General features: G+C 42.2%; 21 protein-coding genes. 15 read left to right on the top strand and 6 right to left on the bottom strand.

Translation table 11 applies throughout. From position 1 onward, the window contains the following. Positions 1 to 100: 100 nt before the first annotated feature. The 3 genes from PBAL39_RS10005 to PBAL39_RS09995 are packed head-to-tail and all read right to left on the bottom strand — an operon-like array spanning position 101 to position 4,282. A complete protein-coding gene (locus PBAL39_RS10005) occupies positions 101 to 1,843 on the bottom strand; it encodes a ComEC/Rec2 family competence protein (RefSeq protein WP_198139810.1) in 1,743 nt (580 codons plus the stop codon). Positions 1,844 to 1,863: 20 nt separating this feature from the next. Further along, complete coding sequence (locus tag PBAL39_RS10000) at positions 1,864 to 3,891, bottom strand: hypothetical protein (RefSeq protein WP_008240903.1); 2,028 nt, start codon at positions 3,889 to 3,891, stop codon at positions 1,864 to 1,866. 55 nt (positions 3,892 to 3,946) lie between these two features. Next, on the bottom strand, positions 3,947 to 4,282 hold the full coding sequence (locus PBAL39_RS09995; protein ID WP_008240901.1) for a MerR family transcriptional regulator: 336 nt from the start codon (positions 4,280 to 4,282) through the stop codon (positions 3,947 to 3,949). A 116-nt stretch (positions 4,283 to 4,398) separates the two neighbouring features. On the opposite strand from PBAL39_RS09995, the gene alaS reads away from it, so the two are divergent. Next, complete coding sequence (gene alaS / locus PBAL39_RS09990) at positions 4,399 to 7,101, top strand: alanine--tRNA ligase (RefSeq protein ID WP_008240899.1); 2,703 nt, start codon at positions 4,399 to 4,401, stop codon at positions 7,099 to 7,101. A gap of 117 nt (positions 7,102 to 7,218) precedes the next feature. Then, positions 7,219 to 7,446: a hypothetical protein gene (locus PBAL39_RS25570; protein WP_198139809.1), complete on the top strand. Its 228-nt coding sequence runs from the start codon at positions 7,219 to 7,221 to the stop codon at positions 7,444 to 7,446. Between the two features lie 80 nt (positions 7,447 to 7,526). On the opposite strand, the gene PBAL39_RS09980 is transcribed toward PBAL39_RS25570, so the two are convergent. Genes PBAL39_RS09980 through PBAL39_RS09970 form a run of 3 tightly spaced genes read right to left on the bottom strand, consistent with a single transcriptional unit; the run spans position 7,527 to position 10,197 of the window. After that, positions 7,527 to 8,324: a heme ABC transporter ATP-binding protein gene (locus PBAL39_RS09980; RefSeq protein WP_008240895.1), complete on the bottom strand. Its 798-nt coding sequence runs from the start codon at positions 8,322 to 8,324 to the stop codon at positions 7,527 to 7,529. A 2-nt stretch (positions 8,325 to 8,326) separates the two neighbouring features. Continuing rightward, entirely contained in the window at positions 8,327 to 9,373 is a 1,047-nt protein-coding gene (locus PBAL39_RS09975) for an iron ABC transporter permease (protein ID WP_008240893.1), read from the bottom strand. After that, on the bottom strand, positions 9,367 to 10,197 hold the full coding sequence (locus tag PBAL39_RS09970; RefSeq protein ID WP_008240892.1) for a hemin ABC transporter substrate-binding protein: 831 nt from the start codon (positions 10,195 to 10,197) through the stop codon (positions 9,367 to 9,369). Before PBAL39_RS09970 ends, PBAL39_RS09975 begins: the two co-directional genes overlap by 7 nt. A 354-nt stretch (positions 10,198 to 10,551) precedes the next feature. On the opposite strand from PBAL39_RS09970, the gene PBAL39_RS09965 reads away from it, so the two are divergent. The 13 genes from PBAL39_RS09965 (at position 10,552) to PBAL39_RS09905 (ending at position 23,818) form a co-directional block, all read left to right on the top strand. Continuing rightward, positions 10,552 to 12,918, top strand: a complete 2,367-nt coding sequence (locus PBAL39_RS09965; RefSeq protein WP_008240891.1) for a TonB-dependent receptor — start codon at positions 10,552 to 10,554, stop codon at positions 12,916 to 12,918. 91 nt (positions 12,919 to 13,009) lie between these two features. After that, positions 13,010 to 13,573, top strand: a complete 564-nt coding sequence (locus PBAL39_RS09960) for a biliverdin-producing heme oxygenase (protein ID WP_008240890.1) — start codon at positions 13,010 to 13,012, stop codon at positions 13,571 to 13,573. Between the two features lie 15 nt (positions 13,574 to 13,588). Further along, positions 13,589 to 14,584 (top strand): helix-turn-helix transcriptional regulator, encoded by a 996-nt coding sequence (locus PBAL39_RS09955; RefSeq protein WP_008240889.1) that lies wholly within the window; start codon positions 13,589 to 13,591, stop codon positions 14,582 to 14,584. 265 nt (positions 14,585 to 14,849) lie between these two features. After that, complete coding sequence (locus PBAL39_RS09950; protein WP_008240888.1) at positions 14,850 to 15,539, top strand: HmuY family protein; 690 nt, start codon at positions 14,850 to 14,852, stop codon at positions 15,537 to 15,539. Between the two features lie 11 nt (positions 15,540 to 15,550). Next, complete coding sequence (locus PBAL39_RS09945) at positions 15,551 to 16,375, top strand: HmuY family protein (protein ID WP_008240887.1); 825 nt, start codon at positions 15,551 to 15,553, stop codon at positions 16,373 to 16,375. Continuing rightward, the gene (locus PBAL39_RS09940; protein ID WP_008240886.1) at positions 16,375 to 17,145 is read left to right on the top strand and encodes a hypothetical protein; all 771 of its coding nucleotides are present in this window, start codon (positions 16,375 to 16,377) and stop codon (positions 17,143 to 17,145) included. Before PBAL39_RS09945 ends, PBAL39_RS09940 begins: the two co-directional genes overlap by 1 nt. Before the next feature lie 79 nt (positions 17,146 to 17,224). Beyond that, entirely contained in the window at positions 17,225 to 17,935 is a 711-nt protein-coding gene (locus PBAL39_RS09935; protein WP_157273977.1) for a hypothetical protein, read from the top strand. A gap of 102 nt (positions 17,936 to 18,037) precedes the next feature. After that, positions 18,038 to 18,754, top strand: coding sequence for an HmuY family protein (locus PBAL39_RS09930; RefSeq protein WP_008240884.1), 717 nt, complete (start codon positions 18,038 to 18,040; stop codon positions 18,752 to 18,754). A 266-nt stretch (positions 18,755 to 19,020) separates the two neighbouring features. Next, positions 19,021 to 20,031 (top strand): S41 family peptidase, encoded by a 1,011-nt coding sequence (locus tag PBAL39_RS09925; RefSeq protein WP_157273976.1) that lies wholly within the window; start codon positions 19,021 to 19,023, stop codon positions 20,029 to 20,031. 17 nt (positions 20,032 to 20,048) lie between these two features. Next, on the top strand, positions 20,049 to 20,369 hold the full coding sequence (locus PBAL39_RS09920; protein WP_232282927.1) for a DUF6686 family protein: 321 nt from the start codon (positions 20,049 to 20,051) through the stop codon (positions 20,367 to 20,369). Between the two features lie 79 nt (positions 20,370 to 20,448). Next, positions 20,449 to 21,912 (top strand): Asp-tRNA(Asn)/Glu-tRNA(Gln) amidotransferase subunit GatB, encoded by a 1,464-nt coding sequence (gatB, locus tag PBAL39_RS09915; protein ID WP_008240881.1) that lies wholly within the window; start codon positions 20,449 to 20,451, stop codon positions 21,910 to 21,912. Between the two features lies 1 nt (position 21,913). After that, positions 21,914 to 23,023: a TlpA disulfide reductase family protein gene (locus PBAL39_RS09910; RefSeq protein WP_008240880.1), complete on the top strand. Its 1,110-nt coding sequence runs from the start codon at positions 21,914 to 21,916 to the stop codon at positions 23,021 to 23,023. Between the two features lie 105 nt (positions 23,024 to 23,128). After that, positions 23,129 to 23,818, top strand: a complete 690-nt coding sequence (locus PBAL39_RS09905; RefSeq protein WP_008240865.1) for a response regulator transcription factor — start codon at positions 23,129 to 23,131, stop codon at positions 23,816 to 23,818. Positions 23,819 to 23,842: the final 24 nt, after the last annotated feature.

Below are 23,842 nucleotides of genomic sequence, written 5' to 3'. Positions count from 1 at the left end.
AAGATAGAAGGCTTGTGAGTCTCCTCCAAATAGTTTTTAAGGGTAATTGTCCGGAGCTGACCGACATGGTAATAGGAGAGAAGGGGGCTGACATATCGTCTCAGCTCAGTCTGGTTGAATTGCCTGGCGCTGGTGAGTGTTGCCGATACTCCATGGATGCAAAGGATGCTTTTAGTTTTCGCAACTGCATCCGGATCAGGATTCGCTGCTGTCTGGCCTTGAGCAATTCACAGATCATCATACTATGTAGAATCAAAACGCAGATCACTGCGGATAAAAAGAGCTGTTGCTGGCGTTTGAAAAGTGCAACAATGCCCAGCAGAATGGAGACACAGAGGACGATGAGCATTGTTTTACTGATCCATATTCCTGTAATGCTGGAATAAGGGAGTTCTGCAATTTGTGTTAGACTTTTATTTGTAAAGATAATGAGCCACTCAAACAGCGGGATCAGGATGGACATCCTGAATAACAGGATGGCAAGTCCCAGGTACATTAAGGCTGCAATGGGCAGGAGTATGAATAGGTTACTGATCATGAAATATAATGGAAACTGATGAAAATAATAGATGCTGAAAGGAAAGGTGAAAAGTTGTGCCGCGCAGGACATGGTCGTGCTTTTCCATAGCTGGTTTAATAAAATGTTCTTTATTGGCCATAGAACAGTTAGTTTGGGCTGAAGATAGATTAAACCCAAAACAGCCAGAAAGGACAATTGAAAGCCCGTATCCCAGATGAGCAGGGGGTGATAGACGAGTAAACAAAAGGCAGTAAAGGCAATGATGTTGTAGCTGTTCGTTGTTTTTGAGTATTGCTTTGCCACAATAAAAACAGAGAGCATGATTACTGAACGAAGTACAGAGGGAGATAGGCCGCTGATCAGGGCGTAATACCATATGGCAAAAATGATAAGTATTGTTTTAATGATATTGAACCGATATGTAAATTTCCACAGCGAGAATAGGAAGTTCAGGATCAGGTAAATAAGTCCTACATGCATGCCCGACACCGATAAGGCATGGATGGTTCCTGTGACTGAATAGGTATTCAGGGTTTCGGCTGATAAGTCGGCACGTTCACCCAGGATGAGTGTTGATGCAACGGCATAAGCATCTTTATTTTTCATGAATTTCCGATAGAAAGCGAGTTGTTGATTTCTCGTCTTTAATGCGTAACTGATTATGGGTCGTCCACTTTTGGTTTGGAGTAGAATGACTTGTCGTTGTTGGAAATTCGCCTGATAATGGATGCCCTGATGGTTGAGCCAGGAGCGGTAGTCAAATAATGAGGGATGGTCTGGGGGAGGAATCAAATGGTAGACGGCAGGGATAATGAGCTGATCGCCATAGTTTAATGATAAGTTTGAGGCAACTTCTGTTTTGATCTTTATCGCCATTCTGCCGCTGCAATTACGCATAGATGGCAGCACGCTTTTGTTTTCCTTAAGTGTTTTGAAGCTTTCTGCATAACATACGTCTGCCTGAAAATTGATGAATCCATTTTTTTGCCGTGGGTCATTGCTGATGATTATCTTTAGAAAGTCAGATTTCTGGACGGCAAAGTGATTGCTGTCAAGCAGGGAGGTTGCTTTAAATGCCGACCAGATGCCATAGCTGAAAAACAACATGTAAATCAGTCCTGCCGTTGGTATTTTATGACGATAGATATTTAGTTGTTTATAGTACAGGTTGATGAAGCATAGTGTCAATAATACCAGCAATATCAAGATTGTCAATAACATTAGTACAGGTGTTTGCCTGGATAGTGCTATTCTCATCAGGGTGTTATGGTCCGCAACGATCAGTCCCGGAAGGTAAGCCGCCAGTATGCTCACAAAATTCATCGGGATGGGAGTTTGACTGCTCATATCTGGACACGCAGCTGAAATTTGACATCTGTTTTTATGTTACCTTGAATTTCATCAAGTCCTGAGCCTATTGTTTTCTGATTTCTATAGATGGCTGTCGCATATCGCGCGAATAAGTCTGTCCGCCTGGAGATGCTGTACCTTAGATTTAGGTAATGGCGAAAGCCAGTTCCAAAATAGTTTCCCGCTGAAGCGCTGTACATGACATCCCTTTCGTAGGCGTATAGTCTGCTGTTGTAAGAAGGAGTGCGGAAGTAAGCGAATCGGATGTTGCCCGATATTGGGAAAACTGATGGTTTAAAACTTAAGTCCTGGAGCAGGAGCAGGCCTGTTTCTCTAATTTCTCTTTTTTGATAAAAAAGTAGGTCTATACGTTGCTGGCTGCGGATATTTCTGATTGGCATCCACTGACAAGAGATGCTCGCGTTCGTTTTGACAACAGTTTGCAACAGGCTGTAGGATTTGGGGTCGTCGGTATTCTGTTGTTTATGTTCCGTTTTTAACCTCATGCTGAACTTAAGGTCTTTTTTGGGAATGTAGCTGAAGTCTGTGAGGATTTCGTAGCCCTGTGAGGGTGCGCCTACCCGGTACTTCAGCCAGGGGAACCTGAAATAATCAACATAGAAGGAGTATCTCCATTGTTTAGAAGGGAAGTAATTTAGGCCCGCATAATAGCCTTGCTCATTGTTGCTGTCTGTATTCTCACCTACAGACTGGGCGAAGAAACTATGGTACTTTTTGCCATAATTTCTGTAGAGTATCACAGCTGAAAGTTTTCTGCTCAGTCCGAAAAGAACGCCATGTAGAAAGGCATAACCATCATCAAAACTGGAAGCTGCCTCTCCGTACGTATAGAAATTTCTGTAAGTCCAGGTATAATACATCCCTGCGTTGGCAAGTCTGTCCCCTTGAAAACTGTATTTTTTATACAAAGATGTACCACTGATGAAAGGATGATTATATTTTGAGTGATAGGCGATTATTCCTGCGTTTATATTCCCGTTATGATAATGTGCGATCCCGCCATTAACCTGTTGCTGTAAGGAGCCTTTGTTGCGCAGTTCGGTCATATTGCGGTGTAAGCCTGATTCATTAATATTTATGAGGGTTGTTTTACCATTGGAATGAGGTGTCAGACTGGCATCGAGTTTTCGTATGGAAAAAAAAGCGGTCAGCGAAATGTGTTTATTGATGTCAGCGGTGGCTGCCGCTCCGCGAAGAAAGGTCGACTCGTTTGAAGATGTATAGGGTTTTATGCCAACATCGTTGCTGGCTACGCTTGTGACATCCGCTCCCTTTCCGAAAGCAAAGCCAGACCACAAAGTGAGTCCCTGACCAAACTGCAAGCTATAGTCGCCAATGACTACTTTATTAAATATGCCAATTTTCCCGATGAAAAGATGTCCTGATAAAAAATCGGGCAGCTTGTTGCTTCCCAGCCACCGTTCGCCTGCGTCCTTTTCTGCAACAAAGCCGATCGACAAGCGATCGTCATATTGTAATCTGTATTTCAACAGCAGCTTGTCCGCAGATCCCTGATATCGGCTGCCTGTGCTACTGCCAAACCCTTTTTGCTGTTGTAGGATGCTTCCGTATCTAAGGACGATGCTCTGATCAGTGTTTTTCTGCAGTTTTCTTAACTTAAAAATCGGAGGTACTGTTGCTGCCGAGAGCCGTACATAAGGTAAGATCTTCGCAACAGTGCCAAGGTCAAATCCGGCGATGGCCTGAAGCTCCAACAGATCCACAATATGGCCATTTACGTTCAGGTGCAGAAAAAAATTGCTGATTTGTAGGGGAGATAAAAATCCAAGTTGCCTGAGTTCCTCCGGGTTGGTGCGGTTAAGATTAATGGGATGCCTGCGGTAATACTCCAACTGTTCAAGCACGTCGCCCAATGCTTCTGCAGCCTGATCGCTTCCGGTCATGCGGCCTTCATATTCATATTCTTCATCCTGTGCTTTGCTGGATAGCGAAGTGCAGAGGATGAAAGCAAAAACAAGTAGATAATGTGATTCAGCCATAATATCGCCGAATCACTGCATTATTTATTTTATAAAAAAATAAATAGCATTAAAATTAAATTTCTTCGTTTAGTTTAAGTAAGAAGTCTTTTAATTTTTCGAGAGAAGCAATGATCTTTTGGTTGTCTTTAACTTCAGAGGTGTTGTTTTTAAGGTGTTCTTTGGCACCTTTAAGTGTAAAACCTTTATCATCTACGAGGTGAAAAATAATCTTTAAATTTTCGATATCCTCAGGGGTAAACAGACGGTTTCCTTTTTTATTTTTCTTGGGTTGCAGGACGTCGAATTCCTTTTCATAAAAGCGAATCTGAGACGCATTTACACCAAACATTTCCGTTACTTCGCCCATTGTATAATACATTTTATTGATGTCCCGTTCTTTATATGGCATAGTTTAGTGTTGATTATTAATGGTTTACGGCTTTTATTTGAAGTGTTCAAATGTAAAGGGATTTTAGTAGAATACCGCAATAAAATTTTAATTTTGTTCAATAATTATAGAGAAGGATGACAGCTAAGGAAATCAGACAAGCATATTTAAAATTTTTTGAATCTAAACAACATCATATTGTTCCATCTGCACCAATTGTGGTGAAAAACGACCCTACACTGATGTTTACCAATGCCGGAATGAACCAGTTTAAGGATTTGTTTCTGGGTGAGGCGGCTATAAAATATCCGAGAATTACTGACACTCAGCGTTGTCTGCGGGTCTCCGGCAAGCACAATGATTTAGAAGAGGTGGGGATAGATACCTACCACCACACCATGTTTGAGATGCTTGGAAACTGGAGTTTTGGGGATTATTTTAAAAAGGAAGCCATTGCCTGGAGCTGGGAATTACTTACTGAGGTTTACAGAATTCCAAAGGATAAACTTTACGTTTCTATTTTTGAGGGCGATGAGAAGGAGGGACTTCCCCGTGATGAGGAGGCTTATGAGCTCTGGAAGCAATTTGTTCCTGAAGAGCGGATCATCCTCGGCAATAAAAAAGATAATTTCTGGGAGATGGGAGATACCGGACCTTGCGGGCCTTGTTCCGAGATCCACGTAGACTGTCGCCCGGATGATGAACGTGCGACTGTAGCAGGTAAAAGTCTGGTGAACGCAGACCATCCCCAGGTGATAGAAATCTGGAACAACGTATTTATGCAGTTCAATCGGTTAAAGGATGGTTCATTACAGCCCCTTCCGGCACAACATGTGGACACGGGAATGGGATTTGAGCGCTTGGTGCGTGTGCTTCAGGAAAAGCCCTCCAACTATGATACAGATGTTTTTCAACCATTAATACAGTTTATTGCCAGTCATGCAGGGGTCGTTTATGGTGCTGACGAAAAGACAGATATCGCGATGCGCGTAATGGCCGATCATATCAGGGCGATTTCGTTTGTTATCGCCGACGGGCAGCTACCATCCAATAACAAAGCAGGATACGTCATCCGCCGCATTTTACGTCGTGCAGTACGTTACGCTTATACTTTCCTGAACCTTAAAGAACCTTTTCTGAATCAATTGGTACCTGTATTGGCGGATCAGTTTAGCGGGGTCTTTGACGAGTTGGTGCTACAGAAAGATTTCGTGCAGAAGGTTGTAATGGAAGAAGAGGTTTCCTTTTTAAGGACGCTGGCTACCGGCATACAACGTTTTGAGAATTACACGAAAAAGCAGGCAGACTTTCTGATGTCAGAAAATGCCATTGATACAGAAAAACCGTTTGAGCATCCATGGGTATACAGTATACTTAAAGACCAGATGGTGATCTCCGGAGATTTTGCTTTCGAACTCAATGATACTTACGGATTTCCGATTGACCTCACGGAGCTGATGGCCAGGGAGAAAAACTGGGTCATTGATATGAAAGAATACAATACTGCTCTACTGAAACAAAAAGAAAGGTCGAGAGCCGCAACTGCAATCGACACGGGCGACTGGATTGTGGTGCATGGTGATCTTGATTCTGAATTTGTAGGTTATGATGATTTTGAAACAGAAACCCAGGTCATTAAATACCGGAAGGTAAATGCAAAAGGCAGGGAACAATATCAGATTGTATTGAGTAAGACGCCTTTTTACGCGGAGAGTGGTGGCCAGGTAGGTGATACCGGACGTCTGGAAGACCATAGCCGGTTATTTTCTGTAGAAGTTACGGATACTAAAAAGGAAAATGGTGTCATTGTGCACTATACAGATACATTGCCAGAGGATCTTGATGGTACTTTCTGGGCGGTAATTGACGAAGACAAACGTTTGTTGTCGCAGGATAACCATACGGCTACACACTTGCTTCATGCTGCTTTGAAGAAAGTACTTGGAACACATGTCAACCAAAAGGGATCACTGGTGAATCCGGAATACCTGCGTTTTGACTTTTCTCATTTTGCAAAAATAAGTGAGGAAGATCTGGCAGCGATTGAGCACCTCGTGAACCAGAAGGTACGGGAAAATATACCATTAAAGGAGCAGAGGGATGTACCTTATGATCAGGCAATTTCCAGTGGTGTAACTGCTTTGTTCGGGGAGAAATATGGTGAGTTGGTACGCGTCATTACTTTTGATGACCATTATTCGAAGGAACTCTGCGGAGGTACACATGTGCAGGCCACGGGACAGATTGGATACTTTAAAATTATCTCGGAAAGTGCAGTCGCAGCTGGGGTAAGGCGAATCGAAGCAATTACTGCGGATAAGGCTGAGGCATTCATACTCGATCAGAATCGTGAGCTCAATGAGCTGAAGGCGTTGTTGAAAGGTAACAAGGACCTGAAAGCTGCGGTTTCAGGGTTGCTGGAAGAAAATGCCAGGTTGAAAAAAGAAGCAGAAAAAGCTATGCTGGCGCAGTCTGCGGATCTTAAAAATGAGGTTATTAAGCTGGCAAAGGACGTAAATGGCATGAATTTCATTGCAACGCATGTCGTGTTGAATAGTATGGATGCGGTTAAAAACCTTGCTTTTGAAGTGAAAGATCTGGTAAGTAATCTCTTTCTGGTCTTTACCACGCTGATCGATGACAAACCGGGAATTACAGTAATGTTAACGGAAAATCTGGTTAAGGAGCGGGGGCTGAATGCATCTAATATTGTCAGGGAGTTGGCTAAGGAAATACAGGGTGGCGGTGGCGGTCAGCCATTTTATGCCACTGCTGGGGGCAAAAACAAAGATGGACTTGCAGTGGTACTTCAAAAAGCAGAAGATATTGTAAGCAATTAGCAATGCGCTGCTGATCATATTAGAAGACAAAATCGGCCCTCAGCTAATTTTTGGTGGCCGATTTTTTATTATTTCTTAAATACCCAGTAGCCCAGGGCAAGCCACAGCAGGCCTTTAATGAGAAAAAATAGAAATCCCCATACACCAACACGCTTTATCCATTTGATGATGGCAGCTTTTCTGTCAGATGTTGAATTAACTTCCATAGCAGAGTATTTTAAAGTAATGAATCGATTAATATTTGCCGCCAATTTTCCAACTGTGGAGTACCATGGTGACGTTCGCCGTAAAATTGAAAAATCATTTGTGCACGGTGTGATCCACCTATACGAAGATGCAAATTAAATTTCGGATCTAAAATATTAGACCCTGTATTAGTGGCGCATTTCAGGTTAAGGTATTGCATAAGGCTGTCATTCTTCAGTTTAAAACGTATGGAGGTTTACGGTAGTATTCTTGGGAATGAATAATGGTTTTAAAGTTTTTGGGTTGGTGAAGATATCGGCTTCGATTTCAAAAACCTCGTAGATGTTTTTCGTATTTAATACTTCCGAAGGGGCACCATCATACCACTTTCTCCCATTTTTCATCATCAACACCCGGTCGGCATATTGTGCTGCCAGATTGATGTCATGAAGCACGCTGATGACCATGAAATCTTTTTTTGATAATGCCTTTGCAATTGCAAGGGTTTGTTGCTGGTATTGTAAGTCCAATCCCGATACCGGTTCGTCCAATAAGAGGAGTGCGTTAGGAACATCCCATATTTGCGCAAGGATTCTAGCCAGTTGTACACGTTGCTGTTCGCCACCCGACAGACTGAGGTAGGAGCGTTCGGACAGTTGGTCCACTCCTGTAAGCTGCATCACGTGTAATACAATTATCTGGTCATTGTCGCCCGGATTATTCTTGTAATGTGGATAACGGCCCATCATTACAATTTCGTGGACTTTAAAGGCCATGCTGACTATATTTTGCTGATTGAGCACGGCCCTTTTAAGTGCCAGTTGCGGATCCGTGTAAGTGTTCAGGTCAAGGTCATCCAGTTTGATGTTACCCTTACTCGGTTTCTTTTCACCACTCAGCATGCGGAGCAGGGTAGATTTCCCTGCACCATTTGCACCGAGAATCACCAGCATCTCACCAGGACGGATGCTAAAGGAGACATCTTTAACAAGGCTCCGGTTTCCTGCAATGTAACTTAGGGTATCTGCGATCAGCATGTTTATAAAACGAGTTTTTTCTTGTCTTTGATTAATATGTAGAGGAAAAGAGGTGTGCCTAGCAACGCGGTAATGACACCTATTGGCAATTCGATAGGCGCAATAATGGTTCTGCATAACATGTCTGCCAGCGTCAGCATTAGTGCGCCGAGCAGTGCGGATGCAGGAAGTACATGTTTATTATCGACACCGACCATCAGTCGGATGGTATGTGGAACGAGTAGGCCCACGAAGCCGATGATCCCGGACACAGCTACAGAGGCGCCAACGGCCATTGTAGCCAGGATGACTACATTTCTCTTGACGTGATGCACACGCAGGCCCAGTTGATTGGCCTGAGTTTCGCCAAGTGAGAAGGCATTCAACGCTTTTCCCATATGGGGTAGTATCAAAACAGGGATCATGATAAAGGGCAGGACAGCAAAGACGATTTCCCATGTGGCACCAGCCAAACTGCCCAGCATCCAGAATGTGATGTTGCGTAGCTGTTGGTCATCTGCCAGGTAGGTGATGAGTCCGGTCAGCGCGCCGGCAAGTGCATTGATGGCGATTCCGGCCAGCAGCATTGTCGCAACGTTGGATTTGCCGTCTGTTCTGGAGATCTGATAAACGACAATGGCTGCAATTCCCGCACCGGCAAAAGCACCAAATGCAAGCATATAATAACCAAGTAAATTGCTGAGTCCTGCGAATAAGGCCATTTCCAGAACGATGATGACAACAGCCATAAGGGAAGCGCCTGCAGAAATACCAATCAGTCCTGGTTCTGCAAGTGGGTTTCGGAAGATGCCTTGTATTGCCGTTCCGGAGATGCCCAATGCTGCACCTACAAGCAGTCCGAGAAGCACACGTGGTATACGCACAATTTGCATTACCGCTTCATGTTGTGCCGATACAGCTTCATCCGGAAATAGTCCTATTTTTTTTACCAGGATGAGGAAAACTTCCTGTATTGGGATTTTTACTGCCCCGAGACCTGTTGAGAAAGCTGCCGCCAGGAACAGGGCGAGGATCAAAAGCAGATAAAGTGTTACTTTTTTTGCTACCATTTACTATTCAGTTCTTTTATGGCCTGTGCCAGCCGGACCGAAAAACCTATCAGCAGCTCCCCATCCATTTGTACAATTTTTTTATTTTTTCCAGCATTGGTGAGACCTACTCCAGGCATCTTGAGGATACTGCTGATGCCACCTAGGCTTTTGTAACCAAAGTCAAACATGAGGATGATATCGGGATTTGCATTTACCAATGCTTCAGTCGTATAAGGTTTATATTTTGTAAAACCCTGTGCTGCATTTCTGCCACCAGAGAGGGTAATGATGGCATCCATGTTGGTCTCTTTCCCTGCAACCATCATCGTTCCTGTTCCACGGGCATAAACGAACATGACTTTAGGGTGTTTTGGATTTTTTTTTACGGTAGCAACTGCCTGGACAAGTTCTGTTTCGAGCTTCTTAACCAAGGTTTCCCCTTTAGGTTTAACGTCAAGTGCCGCTGCGACGGATCTGACGAAATTAGAAGCCCCTTTTGTTGAATATTCCTGTTTGATCGTGATGAGCTTAATTCCTGCTGATTTGAGCTGAAATGCCATCGCTTTTGAGATGTCTCCTTCTGGAGCAAGTACTAAATCCGGTGAAAAAGAAATGATTCCTTCAGCAGAAAGTACGCGATTCTGACTTACTCTGGGCAATTTAGCAGCATATGCCGGATAGATGCTGGTGACGTCTACAGCGACAATCTGAATGCCAAAGCCCAGGGCGTCGACGGTTTCGGTGAGTGCGGCGCTCAGTGTGATGATTCTTTTGGGCGCAATAGCGGATACACTAACGTAGCAGCATATTAAAATTAGAATGGCATATATCTTTCTGATCATTTTTTATAAGATTGATGACGTGGTTTGAGCATACAAAGGAAGGCTTAATTATATTGATTCCAAATAGTTTGTTTGAATTGTCGGTATTGGTATGGTTTGATTTTGCTAATTGTGTTATCCTATATTTTAGAATCATGTGTTTATTTAATGTGCTGTTTTATAGCATTTTGTCTTTTAGTGTCAAAGATGTTTTTACCAATGGATAACACCCTTATATGTTTGTTTTTATCCCGATTGCGTAAAATCTATCCCGAAAAAGCCAAATAAAATCCGCTCTGCGTTGCCTGATTATTAGTTTATCTCAGCATATTTGTATCTTATTTAGACTGATTAAAAACTATTAACTATTTTTAAATGTACGATTATCCTTATAAAAGGTATTATTTACTGGTGTTGTTTTTTCTTGTTGTGTATTCGGCTTATGGCTTGAATGGCAAAGAAAAGTTAACAGGTATCGTATATGATGAGCATGATAAACCTCTGTCAGGTATTACTGTAACAGTGGATCCAGACAGAAAGCGTGCATTGACAGACAAAAACGGAGCATTTACGATTGAGGGATTGTATACCGGAACCTATACCCTGCGTGTTGACGCCATCGGATTTGCCATCTACAGTCGGGAAGTAGACATTGTACCGGGAAGCAAAAATACCTTGGTTATCCGGTTGATACATCAGGATAAATCTCTTAAAGAAGTAAATGTAAATGGCGTTCATGGAAATCCAGATAACTTCATTGACATGACAAAAACGACGATGCCCAGTTTGGTAATCACCAGGGATGAGATAGAAAAAATGGGCAGCAGACGTTTAGATGAGGTGTTAAAAGAGCAGACCGGTCTTGCCATTGTTAACGATATTGGTTCGGGGAACCGTGCTGTGGGGTTGCAAATGCAGGGATTTGACAGTGGTTATACGATGATCATGATTGACGGGCAACCGATGGTAGGAAGGAATAATGGAAATTTCGATTTGTCGAGGATTACTGTTTCTAATATTGAAAGGATAGAAATCATTAAAGGAGCTTCGTCCTGTCTGTTTGGAAGCGAGGCGCTGGCCGGCGTCATCAATATTGTCACGCGGAAAAATGTAGCAGCAGCACAAGGTAGGGCTGCGGTTCGGTATGGCAGCTTTAATATGTTGGATGCTACATTAGAAGGAGAGACTCCGTTTGCGGGTAAGCGAGGGTCGGTAAACCTTTCTGCGAATTATTACCGTACTGATGGGTTCAATTCCAATCCTTTTCTTCAGGAAGGAAAAACGGCTCCTCCCTTCAATAGCTTTGCTTTTCAAGGAAGGGGGCGGTACCTGCTTGCCGAGCGGAGTACATTGAGTATGAATGGCAGGTATAATACACGTCATTCTACCAATGAGATGTCTTTTGGGGTGCGGCCGACGAAGGATATCATGGATGAATACGATCTTAACGGCTCTGTATCATTGAATAATATTTTTAAAGATGGGACGCGCCTAAAGACACAATATTATCTGACGAGATATCAGACAGCTCAGGACATCACTGACCTCAGTACCAATGAGGTGATGCCGGGAAGCCGTTTTAAGCAATATCTGCATCGTGTTGAGGTTCAGGCGGCCCGTAGTATTGGAGATTTGCTGGAGATGACTGCAGGAGCCGGCGGCGCATATGAATTGCTGGATCATTCATCTTATACGGGAAGGAAGGACATGTCGAATACCTTTGTTTATGCACAGGGGCAGCTTAACCTTACCAATAAAATCGACCTGACGGGTGGAGCGAGATTTGACCACCACAATAAATATGGGGCCAAGTTGAACCCGAGTCTGGGGTTGAATTATAAAGCAGCCGACTATCTGACATTTCGCGCAGCCGTAGGTACTGGATTTAAAACACCGAATTTTCAGCAACTCTATCTCGTTTTTACCAATGCCCAGACGGGATATACAGTGATTGGGTCGGAGGAATTTGACCGTGAAATAGCATATCTTATATCCACCGGGCAGATTACGGGAGTTTCGGTCATTTCAAATCGGGTAGGGCAGCTGAAGCCGGAACGGTCGGTCAACTACAATGCGGGTTTCATTCTTAAGCCACTGAAGAACATCAAGATGGATGTTAATGTGTTTTATAATGATGTAAGAAACTTTATCAATTCTGAACCCGTGGCCCAAAAGGAAAATGGACAACAGGTGTATACTTATTTCAATGTTGCAAAGGCATTTATCACCGGGGCGGAAGTCGGTATAAACTGGGCTGCAACAAAATCATTAAGCCTCTCAGCCGGTTACCAGTTGTTATATGCAATCGACAAAGGTGTTGTGGATTCTATAAAAAATGGTACCGGCTTATATGCTGAATTTTATGATGTTCCGAGCAGGAGTGTAAGACGTTCTGTGAGGGCTGATTATTTCGGCATGAGTAACAGATCGAGGCACATGGCTAATCTAAAGGTAGCCTATGATCATGTACATACAGGTATTACAGGTTCGTTCAGGATAAATTACAGGAGCAAGTATGGCTTTATGGAGGACAACAGGGCAAACAATTTCCTGGATCGTTATGACAAGTTTGTGAGTAGCTACTTTCTGTTCAATGTTGCTTTGCAAAAGACGTTGTCAAACAAACATTTACAGGTTCAGATGACGGCAGATAACTTGTTTAATTATCGGGATCAGTTGATGCCTGCCCAACAAGGAAGGGCTATTTTAGCAGGGCTGAGCTGGCGCTTTTTTAAAGATTGATGTAAAAGAATCGGGATTGGCTTTTTGATAATGATTGTCGTAAGACATCCCTAAAATATAAAAAAAGAATTACACATAAAACTATAATGATATGCTAAGTACCTCAATTAAAGACGCTACAAAAGAAGCGCACCTAGAACTGGAAAAAAAAGTAGTTAAGAAGTTAAAGGACATCCGCAGCGATGCTGGTTATGCTGACTTCCTGAAGCATTTCTATGCGTATTTTAATCATGTTGAGCAGGCCATTTCTCCCTTTATTACAACAGAACTGTTGCCGGATTATCAGGAGAGAAGGAATTCAGCTTACCTAAAACGTGATATTGAAGAGCTTGGTGCTGATGTTCACGGGTTGCCGGACACTACGGTGCCTGAAATCACTAACATATTGCAAGCCCTTGGCGCATTATATGTAATGGAAGGTTCAATTATGGGTGGGCCGATCATTGTAAAAATGCTGGAGAAGGGCGGAATTACCAAGGGAGTTTCATTCTTTTCGGGATATGGAGAAGCGACAGGGCAAAAGTGGGGCACCTTTGTGGGTGTTATGAATGCACAGGCAGGTACGGAAACTGAAGAGGCAATTGCTATTCAGTCCGCGAATGATACTTTTTCTCATTTTTCTGAAGTATTCGGACCTGTGTCCGTTGTCAGTTAGACGCTACAAATTTACATGAAAATAAAATCCAAAATTGAAGGATCGGATGAGTGGTTATTTATAGAGGAACTCCCGGAAATATACACGTCGAAAACACCATTGTCTGAAAAGCATGTAAATATAAAAAGTCTCCCTGCCCAGAAGCTGATCAACTACCAGCTGAGTACAGGTGGACTTTTTCTTGTTCATTCGACGATGCAATTCAGTGAGCATGTTAAGGTGCTTTCGGAAGTGGAAGGAGAGACGATCACCTCGCAGTTTATCTTCTATGGTAGCAGCACTGTCGCGGACAAGGATTTTGGTAAAAATCCACGTCGGATTGGGAGCCGGCACAACATCCGTTATATCCCATCTATCAAAGGTAAGTACCCGATGATGCCTGATATTGAATATAAATATTTTCTCCTTGTTTTATCAAAAGCCTATTATTTTCATTTGATTGACCAGCATTCTCTGCTGCATACCGATTTTGTAAGGGAGATTCTGAAGGGAAAATATACCTCTTTTGCTGCAAAGGACCTCCCTGTGACAACTGAGATGAAAAGGGTGATCAATGATATCTGCGAGTGTAAGCGTACCGGTGAGCTGAAAAGATTGCATACTGAGTCTAAGATTTTGGAGCTATTGATGCTCCAGCTTGAGCAAATGCAATCGGGTGTTGAGGTAGAGAAGTACCTGATCAAACAGGATGACCTGAAAAAGATTGAAAACGCGCGCGAGATTCTGGATAAAGGTTATACTTATCCTCCGACCATCATTGAACTGTCAAAGCAGATCGGTCTCAATGAATTTAAGCTGAAAAGAGGATTCAAAGAATATTACGGCACTACGATTTACGGTTATGTAACCAGGCTCAGGATGGAGGAGGCGCGGAGGTTGATTCTTGAGGAGCGGAAAAGCATCGGACAGGTCGCCGTGGCTGTTGGGTTTAACCATCAAAGTCACCTTACTGATGCCTTCAAAAGGTACTTCGGTATTCTGCCAAGTGAAATAAAATCTGACGAAGATTAGTTTTTCAATATCAGTAAGTATAAATAGTCGCTAGAAGCTATTTATACTTAATTTGATTACCTTAATAAAAAAATAATTTCTTTTTAACGCTCATTCTCGCCCGAGAAACATCGTTTTATCCCGAAATCGTTAAAAAAAATCCCATTTCCGTTGCTTTATTGTGAATATAAAAGCACATATTTGTATGCTTATTTAGACTGATTAAAAATAAATAAGTGATGCTGCTCATCTTATTATAGGCGCTCAATCAGTAAAACAACAGAATATGAAACGAATTAGTAGAGATATCATTTTGCTTTTTGTACTCTCAGTGGGATTTGCATCCTGCACTAAAGATCAGGAGAGCCCACAATTAGAAGATGGGAAAAGCACAATCGTCAAAGATCTTCCCGGCGATCTCGGGGCATCCATGGCTGATGGAGTGGATGGCAAAGTAAAACGTCCTTTTGAAGACTTTTATTTTCGCCTCAGTGATAAAGCACAAATTAAAGATACAGTAACCTATGCAAAAACGCTAAGCTGGGACCTTGCATTCACAGGAATATACAATTCCATGATAAAGGTAAATAGTGGTGCTGACCCGCTCAGTCCTGGGTATGGTGGCGAAGGGAAGGGATTAATTGTGGCAATTGAAAAGCCTTACCAGGAAGTGACAATGGCACCTACACTGGCGGAAATGCAAAGGGATAACCTATCATTTGTAGGCTGGGACAAGTATCCGCAGCCATATTATAAAGGTTGGTACTTCTATGATCTGAGAACACACATTTCTGTACCGGTGAAAGGCAGAACCTTTGTTTTTCTAACGGCCGCTGGCAAGTTTGCCAAGTTGGAAGTGCTGAATATCTATAAAGGAAATCCGGCTACGGTGACGGACCTACATTGGCCAGCCCCCTATTTTACTTTCCGGTATTACGTACAGGAAGATGGTAGTAGAGATCTAAACACACATTAAACGCCCATGATATGAAAATACAAAAAATTATACCTTTCATTTTAATACTTGTTGGTCCATTTTTAATCCAATCCTGCTCGAAGGATGATCCTGGTAAACCCGAAGAAGAGTTGCCTGAGTTGCCGGCTGCAACGGTGACAAAAAGCGGTGAGTATACGGTAACAGCGCTTCCAGGAGACCTTAATGTTAGTATGGGAGGACAGGATGGTACGGGAGATGGCGGTTTCAAACCTGTATATTATAGCCTGGAAGACGGGCGTGTTGTTCCTGAAGCGTATGCGAAATCAGATCAATGGGACATTGCCTTTACCGGGATCTACAATAGCAGTATATGGGCAAACAACGGTGCCGCTGAATACAATCCTGCAAAAGGAGGGACTGGTAGAGGAGGTGCTTACCTTGTGGTTGATCCTGTAGTAGATGCGAAGTATTATGATGCAGTGAAACATCAGCCAAAGCAGGTGCCTATAGATAAGAGTCTACTTGATGAAGCTTATTCTAAAGTTCAGTCGGTAACAGTTGCGGATACGCAATTGATGATTAACGGATATCTGAGCCTTGATTACTTTTTAGGAAGTAGTCATGGGTATGCGTTTTATGACTTCTATGGGGTGATGTTTCCTGGCGATAAAGAGAGAGGCCATATTGTTTATAACCTGCCCAGACCAATCATTATTAAGACAGCTAAGGGCAATTACGCAAAACTGATCATCTACAGTTTCTATAAGGGCAGTCCGCTGAGTCCCACGTTAGCCGATAAAGCCCCTTATATCACCTTCAAATATACCATCCTTAAAGATGGTTCTAAAGATTTTACTAAAATAACGAACAACTAATGAAAGAAATGAAATTATGGGCGATGCTTCTATTGTGCAGTATGTTGATGTTCGCCTGTTCCAAAGATGATGTCGATCCGGAGCGCCCTGATGTGTCGGATACGGCAAAGCTGGCAGGTACTAACTGGGTGCCAGCCAGAGTTAAAAAAGTTTCAGATTATGTATATCTGGATGAGAAATATAATGTGGTGTATGTTGTAAACCTTCCTGCTCCTGACGTGGGCAAGGGGGCATCCGAGGGACACCGTCCGCTAGGATTCAACTTTGATACGCATTCGGTCATTCTTGGTGATAACCACAACCTGAATACTGATGCTAAATACCGCTGGGCCTCAACAGCGACATGGCATTTTTATATGGATGATATGTATAATTCATCTGTTCATACCAATGCTACCACCGATGACTGGCTTGCGGGAGAAGGTAAGATCCGCGTAGTGGCAACACCATTTGATGATTTGAAAGAGGCTCCTGAGGATGCGATGGTAAGAAGTGTAATTCCTGTTTCACTCGATGAAACATCAGCGATCCTCAGTTGGGGTTTTTACCGATTGGGAACACATGCCCTTTATCCATTTAAAACTAATACGATGATACTGAAGTTGCGTGATAACAGATTTGTGAAGATGCAGCTGATCAATTTATACAAGGACAATCCTGGTACTCCTCCTTGGTGGGAAGATCCCAATTCGAAGAATCTGGCACCCTTCCTTAATTTCAGATACTTTATTCAGCAAACTCCGGGGAGCCGGAATATTACTACCAATTAATCCCTCTTAATTCATGGCATGGCAGAGTTTAAACTGTTCAGGATCAACCTCTGCCATTGCTCACAAAAAAAACAAAATTATGAAAAAAAACTATTTTAAAGGTGCACTTGTATTATTTACTGCACTAACTGTAATGTCATCTTGTAAAAAAGACAGTGAATCATCACAAAATGCTGGTCTTAAGCTTAACGATGCACAAGCTGTAACCATCGTACCAGGAGCAAGTGCTGTAGCCATTACTGATGGTGGAGGTACCATTTCAAGAGACGCAAACAATACAGCTTGTCAGTCGTACCACGTGCTCAACTTCTTCCAGGGAACGATTAATCCAACCCCTGCAGATCCACACGACAGGGCAACTACGTATTATTTCAATTTATTTGATAACAAAGGTGGAAATTCTGGAGCATACGATCTTGTTTTCACGGGTACTGCAAATGGCGATGTAAGTGCAGTTAGCGGTGGCCAGCTTGCCTATGTGGACAAAGCATATTGTGATGTTGTTGCCAGTGATTTTAGTCTTACAAATGTAAGGACCATTATTGGCAAAGAAAATACCATCAATTTCCCGACTCCTCCTTCAACACGTTACACAGGACCAGGATGGTATAATTATGACTTCTCAGTTCATATCCTACAGGCCCTTACAGGAAGAACATTAATTTACAAAGCAGTTGATGGTACTTTATTTAAGATTCAGTTAGAGAGTCTTTATGAAAATGGTACACCAAATGCCGCATCTGCAGCAACAAACTTCCCTTATTTCAAATTTAAATACGCTGAACTTTAATAAGCGTTTTTGCTAACGGCTCCCCGGGGCTTTGCTGATTAAAAATATTTAAAATCTGTCATTATGCAGGTTTCAATTAAAAGAATACTAACAAATAGACCAATGAAACTAAATAAATTTTCTTTTTTCGCTATTATACTGATTTTTACTTTAGCTAGCTGTAAAAAAGATGAACCCGCTGTAATTGAGCCGGAAGAACCCAAAGAGCAAATTATTAACGAATGGGTAACTATAGATAAAAAAGGTGTTGTCAATGTAAAGGATTTAAAAGTTGAAAGCTCAAGGCGTATATATATACTTTTTTCCCTGGATGCAATGAAGTTTGTGGAAGCGGATAAGGCTTCGACGTCGGATTGGGACTTTTGCTTTTTCAACCAATATGGATCGGTTATCTATCCGAACCTGGGAACAACCGACAACTCAGATGTACCATTTTATGGAGGAGCGGGAAGGGTGACCATGACGTATACAGGAAAATCATTTGATGAGGTGACTACCGTTCCTGCGGGAAGTGAATTTGATGAAACCGGCAGGCTGGGGTTATATCTCAAAAACAACGTAGAAGCAGAGAACAATATGCAATGGGCACAATGGATTTATAATGAAAATGGCTCGGCATCGCACGTAGTTCCATTTAAAAATAAAACTGTTATTTTAAAACTTACCGATGGTCGTTATGCCAAACTGGAGTATCAGAGCTTTTATAAAGGCGGTTTATCGAATCCGGTGTTTGCGGACTATATTCCCGACAAACTTGGGTACGCAAACTTCAGGTATTACGTTGCGAAGAAGGGAAGTATGGATCTAACTACTAAATAAATGCAACCATCACATCATTCCTAATGAAAAATAGAAATCAACTCTGTTTACTGATACTGCTGACCATTCTGGTCAGCAGTTTTGTTGCTTGTAAAAAGAACGACGTCGAGCCCGAACCTAAGCCTGAATCGCCTACAACGGGCACAAGGCAAGAGTTTACCTTAGATTCAATTTATTTATATGCAAAGTATATTTACTTATGGAATGATGTATTTCCCGACTATGATACCTTTAATCCCAGGAAGTTCACGACAGCAGGGACAGATTTGTTGAATGCCAAACAAGAGTTATACGCGCTGACCCAATATAAGCTTAATCCCGCAACCGGACTTCCGTATGAAAAAACGGATTTAGTAGGATTATCCAAGTATTCTTATATTGAAAACGGGAGCTTTTCCAGTGGACCAGTGGCTGCTTTGGAAGGAAATGGTACTGCTGGAATCGCTTCAGAAGTCTCCGGAAAAACTGGATATCTCCGCATTGGGGAATTTGCAAATCTTTCCATACAGCAAGTACCCCTGGATAACGTCTTCGAACGGTTTTATGTTGCGGGTGTAACAACGCTGATTGTCGATTTAAGGGATAATAGGGGAGGATATATTGAAACGGCAGAATATCTCGCCAATCTTATTGCCGGTCAGGAACTGAATGGCAGGAAAATGTATAGTGAGCATTTCAATACCGGCATGCAGGCTGGAAAGGTACGTATTCTCGAAAATCAAAGATATTATGATGCTGAGCATCAGCCTGTGGTCATTGACGGCCGTCCTGCAACTTATGCTGATGTTGATTTTTCAGTTGCCGGTAATACATTTTTGTTCCAAAAAAAGGGGAAGTTGACAACAGTTAAGGATGTTTGTTTTCTTGTAAATGGCAATACGGCCTCCGCTAGTGAGCTCCTGATCAATGTTCTCAGACCCTATTTTCCGGTGAAACTACTGGGTAGTACCACTCTCGGAAAACCTGTGGGCTCATTTGGAATTAAGATTGAAAACTATTCCCTTTTTATGATTAGTTTTTTAATCCGAAATGCCAAAGGTTCATCGGATTATTTTGATGGTATGCAGGCGGATATATTGGTTGAAAACGACGGCTTTGGAGCGTCTGCCCCCGCAATTTTAAACAAAGTGATGACTTTAATTGCCCAACCTGATGCCAGAGGTTCTTTATCAAGGTCTGCGGTTGCCGATGTAACGTTAAAAAAGCAATCTCAAGATTCAGTTTATGATGTACGGGAGCCATTAATGCTCGAAAACAGATTAAAATTAAAGCTATAATTATAAACACGATCATCATGTGTAAGACAAGAATTTTAAGTGCCAGAGACCAGACTATTGTTAGCGGATGTATGGGCTGTGGGACATACTACCTTTGGCACAATAACCTGTTGGTGAATTTCAGTGCAGAGGCTTTTCAGGAGTTCCGAAAGACGGTTAATGAGCTGCCTTTCTACAAAAATAGTCTTCCCTTTCCCGACGAGGAGGAACGTGTCATTGTGCATACTCCTCATGAGGATATTTGTTTTGCCTTTGACTATGAAGAGTTTGAGCTTTTCAAAATGGCGATTGATGAGGCCTTATATATGAGTGAAGTTTACACATTGATGAGGCAATAAAATCCAATCCTGATTAAACTTAATTGGTTATATTTGCTATCTGACACTTTTGAAAATTAAGTTTAATCAAGACCAATAAATGAGTACGCATCACGATATTTCTACATCGGAATTTGAATTGGTATCTGGTTTAGAGATCCACGTACAGTTAAATACGAAATCAAAGATATTTTCTTCAGACAGTGCAGCATTTGGAGCAAAGCCAAATGCGCACATTTCCGCTGTTTCCCTCGCTTTGCCGGGTGCATTGCCCAAGTTAAACAAGGAAGTGGTTGCTAAAGCCGTAAGAATGGGGCTCGCGCTGAATTGCACGATCAATCAGCTCAATTATTTTGACAGGAAGAATTATTTTTATGCAGACCTTCCCAAAGGTTATCAGATCACACAAGACAATAAACCAATTTGCCAGAATGGCTTTTTAAATGTTGTGCTTGCCAATGGCGAAGAAAAACGGATTGGCATCAACAGGATTCACCTCGAAGAAGATGCGGGTAAGAGCATACACGACCAGGATGAGCAGTTCTCCTTTGTCGACCTAAACAGGGCGGGGGTACCACTTATTGAGATTGTGACGGAACCCGATATCCGTTCTGCTGAAGAAGCATCTGCATTGCTCACTGAAATCAGAAAACTGGTGCGCCATCTCGATGTAAGTGACGGAAATATGGAGGAAGGCAGCTTACGCTGTGATGCCAACATTTCTATTCGTGAAGCGGGTGCTATGGAATTTGGAACGCGTTGTGAGGTTAAAAATTTGAACTCCATCAGAAATGTACGTAGGGCTATGGAATTTGAATTCAACCGTCAACGGGAGCTAATCATAGCTGGGGGTAAAATTATACAGAGTACGCTGAATTTTGATGCAGAACAAGGAACGACATCACCTATGCGGACGAAAGAGGAAGCTAATGACTATCGCTACTTTCCAGATCCTGATCTGGCACCCGTGCATATCTCGGATGAGTGGTTGGCACAGATGAAGTTTGAGATGCCTGCGTTGCCTTCGGAGATTTCTAACTACCTGGTGGAGTCTTTTGGATTGACTTTTTCAGAAGCAACAATTTTTGCTGAAGATGTGCCGTTGCTTTATTATTTTAACGCTGCTTTAAAAAGTATCAATACACCAAAGAGTCTCGTCAACTGGCTGACCGGTCCTATACGTGCGTTGCTGAATGAAAAAGAAATGGGTGTTGCCGATTTTCAGTTACTTCCGGAGCAGCTTGCAGATGTTATTAATATGGTAGATGACAAACAGCTTACCCCGCAGATTGCCCTGCAGGTGCTGATTCCGGCATTGATGAAGGACAATACGGCAGATGCCTCGGTGCTTGCTAAAGAAATGAACCTGATGATACAGGAAAATGAAGATGAACTGTCTGTTTTCATTGACCAGGTGCTCGGGAAATATGACGCACAGGTACAGGCGTATAAAAAGGGAAAAAAAGGAGTGCTTGGGCTCTTTGTCGGTGAAGTTATGAAGCTGGCTAAAGGTAAAGCCGATGCTCAGAAAATTAATGAACTATTACAGGAAAAATTGAAATAATATGATGAAGATCAGTGGATGTTTGTTATTGATAGGCGTTTTGTTCAGTGCCTGCAAAGACGAGAAAGGATTTACTATAGATGGTAAGTTTAGTCACGCAACGCCGAAAAGCAAGGTGTATCTGTTTGATATTAAAAAGGATAGTGCAGTGCCGTTGGATTCTACTGTGTTTTCAGAACAGGGGGAGTTTCAATTTACACATAGTACAAAGGGTACAGATTTTTTTAGGATTGCGGCTGATAATAAGCAATATATGATCATTGCAAAAAATGGTGATCAGATTAAAATGACGGCTGATTTAACTGATAAAAATATGGCCTATTCCATAACAGGATCCCAGGATGCCGATCAACTAGAGGTTTTAAATAAAACAAAAAATCAGTACATGAGTCGTTTAGGTAAGATTCAGGCTGAATTTGATGAAGCGGTAGCGGCTCAACCGGATAAAAGAGATGTCATAATGGAGCAGATCAGACCGAGATATACTCAGGAAATAGAAGCCCTCAATGTCGCGGTGCTGAAGTTTGCCCAGGCGAACAGTAAGTCATTGGCAGGATTTTATGCGATCAATTTGCTGAATCCTTCCGACTATGAGACTGAAATGATTGCGTATGCAGATCAACTTAAGGGGACTTTTAATGACAATACTGCGGTAACTGATTTCCTTAGCAGGATGACAAAATTGAAGGCTGTACAGGTGGGGCAGCTGGCGCCTGATTTTACTATTGACGGCTTGAATGGACAACCTGTTAAGTTGAGTGATTATAAGGGCCGATATGTAATGGTAGATTTCTGGGCGTCGTGGTGTATGCCTTGCAGACAGGAAAATCCCAACCTGGTTAAGGCTTACCAGACTTATAAAAATGAGAATTTTACTGTGCTTGGAATTTCTCTGGATAAAGATCCTGCTGCATGGAAAAATGCCATTACTGCAGATAAACTAGCATGGGATCACGCCAGCGAGCTGAAAGACTTTGAAGGCGCTACAGTCAGGTTGTATCAGGTTGACGCCATTCCAAGTTCCTTTCTTATAGACCCTAGCGGAAAAATAATAGCTAAAGGATTGAGGGGAGAAGCGCTGGATGCCTTCTTAAATAAAACTTTACTATAACCCTAAATTCATGTTAATATACATGGGGCGCTTAACAATTTGTTAACTTATGTTTAACGCTATATTATAATTGATTGTCTATTTTCGTAACAAATAATTAAAGCCATGAGCACCGTAAAGCAGAAGATACTTATTGTTGATGATGAACCAGATATTTTAGAGTTAATTGAATATAACCTGAAAAAAGAGGGCTACCAGGTCTTCGTTGCCAACAACGGACAGGAAGGTATCACAGTAGCTAAGAAGGTTCATCCTGATCTCATTATCCTGGATATCATGATGCCTAAGATGGACGGTATCGAAGCCTGCAGGTTAATGCGTGCCATACCCGAGTTTAAAAATACCTTCATGGTGTTTCTTACTGCAAGAAGTGAAGAATATTCTGAGATTGCAGGATTCAATGTTGGCGCTGATGACTATATCGCCAAGCCCATTAAACCCCGGGCATTGGTAAGCCGCATCAATGCCATTTTAAGACGAAATTCCAGTTCGGATGAGGTGTCCGACAATAAAGTCGAGATCGGCGATCTTGTTATTGACAGGGAAGCTTACCTTGTTTTTCAGAACGGTGAAAAGGTAGTGCTTGCGAAAAAGGAATTTGAACTTTTATATCTGCTGGCTTCAAAACCAGGGAAGGTGTACACCCGGGAGTCTATTCTGAAAAACATCTGGGAGGACTCTGTAGTGGTTACGAATAGAACAATTGATGTTCATATTCGTAAGCTGCGTGAGAAATTAGGAGAAAGATATGTGGCAACAGTAAAAGGTGTAGGCTATAAATTCGAACTTTCTTAGTATTTTTGTGCAGTATAAAATCTA

The organism is Pedobacter sp. BAL39 (assembly GCF_000170795.1).
GTDB lineage: Bacteria > Bacteroidota > Bacteroidia > Sphingobacteriales > Sphingobacteriaceae > Pedobacter.
Note: the sequence above shows the minus strand (reverse complement) of the source record. Positions and strands in the feature narration are given on the sequence as shown.

What these genes read in the sequence shown, in the direction of transcription:
- PBAL39_RS10000 (WP_008240903.1), bottom strand. Translation starts at nt 3,891, where the DNA reads ATGGCTGAATCACATTATCTACTTGTTTTTGCTTTCATCCTCTGCACT.
- PBAL39_RS09960 (WP_008240890.1), top strand. Translation starts at nt 13,010, where the DNA reads ATGCTAAGTACCTCAATTAAAGACGCTACAAAAGAAGCGCACCTAGAA.
- PBAL39_RS09970 (WP_008240892.1), bottom strand. Translation starts at nt 10,197, where the DNA reads ATGATCAGAAAGATATATGCCATTCTAATTTTAATATGCTGCTACGTT.
- PBAL39_RS09965 (WP_008240891.1), top strand. Translation starts at nt 10,552, where the DNA reads ATGTACGATTATCCTTATAAAAGGTATTATTTACTGGTGTTGTTTTTT.
- PBAL39_RS09950 (WP_008240888.1), top strand. Translation starts at nt 14,850, where the DNA reads ATGAAACGAATTAGTAGAGATATCATTTTGCTTTTTGTACTCTCAGTG.
- alaS (WP_008240899.1), top strand. Translation starts at nt 4,399, where the DNA reads ATGACAGCTAAGGAAATCAGACAAGCATATTTAAAATTTTTTGAATCT.
- PBAL39_RS09940 (WP_008240886.1), top strand. Translation starts at nt 16,375, where the DNA reads ATGAAAGAAATGAAATTATGGGCGATGCTTCTATTGTGCAGTATGTTG.
- PBAL39_RS09955 (WP_008240889.1), top strand. Translation starts at nt 13,589, where the DNA reads ATGAAAATAAAATCCAAAATTGAAGGATCGGATGAGTGGTTATTTATA.
- PBAL39_RS09905 (WP_008240865.1), top strand. Translation starts at nt 23,129, where the DNA reads ATGAGCACCGTAAAGCAGAAGATACTTATTGTTGATGATGAACCAGAT.
- PBAL39_RS09935 (WP_157273977.1), top strand. Translation starts at nt 17,225, where the DNA reads ATGAAAAAAAACTATTTTAAAGGTGCACTTGTATTATTTACTGCACTA.
- PBAL39_RS09920 (WP_232282927.1), top strand. Translation starts at nt 20,049, where the DNA reads ATGTGTAAGACAAGAATTTTAAGTGCCAGAGACCAGACTATTGTTAGC.
- PBAL39_RS09930 (WP_008240884.1), top strand. Translation starts at nt 18,038, where the DNA reads ATGAAACTAAATAAATTTTCTTTTTTCGCTATTATACTGATTTTTACT.
- PBAL39_RS09945 (WP_008240887.1), top strand. Translation starts at nt 15,551, where the DNA reads ATGAAAATACAAAAAATTATACCTTTCATTTTAATACTTGTTGGTCCA.
- PBAL39_RS09910 (WP_008240880.1), top strand. Translation starts at nt 21,914, where the DNA reads ATGATGAAGATCAGTGGATGTTTGTTATTGATAGGCGTTTTGTTCAGT.
- PBAL39_RS10005 (WP_198139810.1), bottom strand. Translation starts at nt 1,843, where the DNA reads ATGAATTTTGTGAGCATACTGGCGGCTTACCTTCCGGGACTGATCGTT.
- PBAL39_RS09995 (WP_008240901.1), bottom strand. Translation starts at nt 4,282, where the DNA reads ATGCCATATAAAGAACGGGACATCAATAAAATGTATTATACAATGGGC.
- PBAL39_RS25570 (WP_198139809.1), top strand. Translation starts at nt 7,219, where the DNA reads ATGAGAAAAAATAGAAATCCCCATACACCAACACGCTTTATCCATTTG.
- PBAL39_RS09975 (WP_008240893.1), bottom strand. Translation starts at nt 9,373, where the DNA reads ATGGTAGCAAAAAAAGTAACACTTTATCTGCTTTTGATCCTCGCCCTG.
- gatB (WP_008240881.1), top strand. Translation starts at nt 20,449, where the DNA reads ATGAGTACGCATCACGATATTTCTACATCGGAATTTGAATTGGTATCT.
- PBAL39_RS09980 (WP_008240895.1), bottom strand. Translation starts at nt 8,324, where the DNA reads ATGCTGATCGCAGATACCCTAAGTTACATTGCAGGAAACCGGAGCCTT.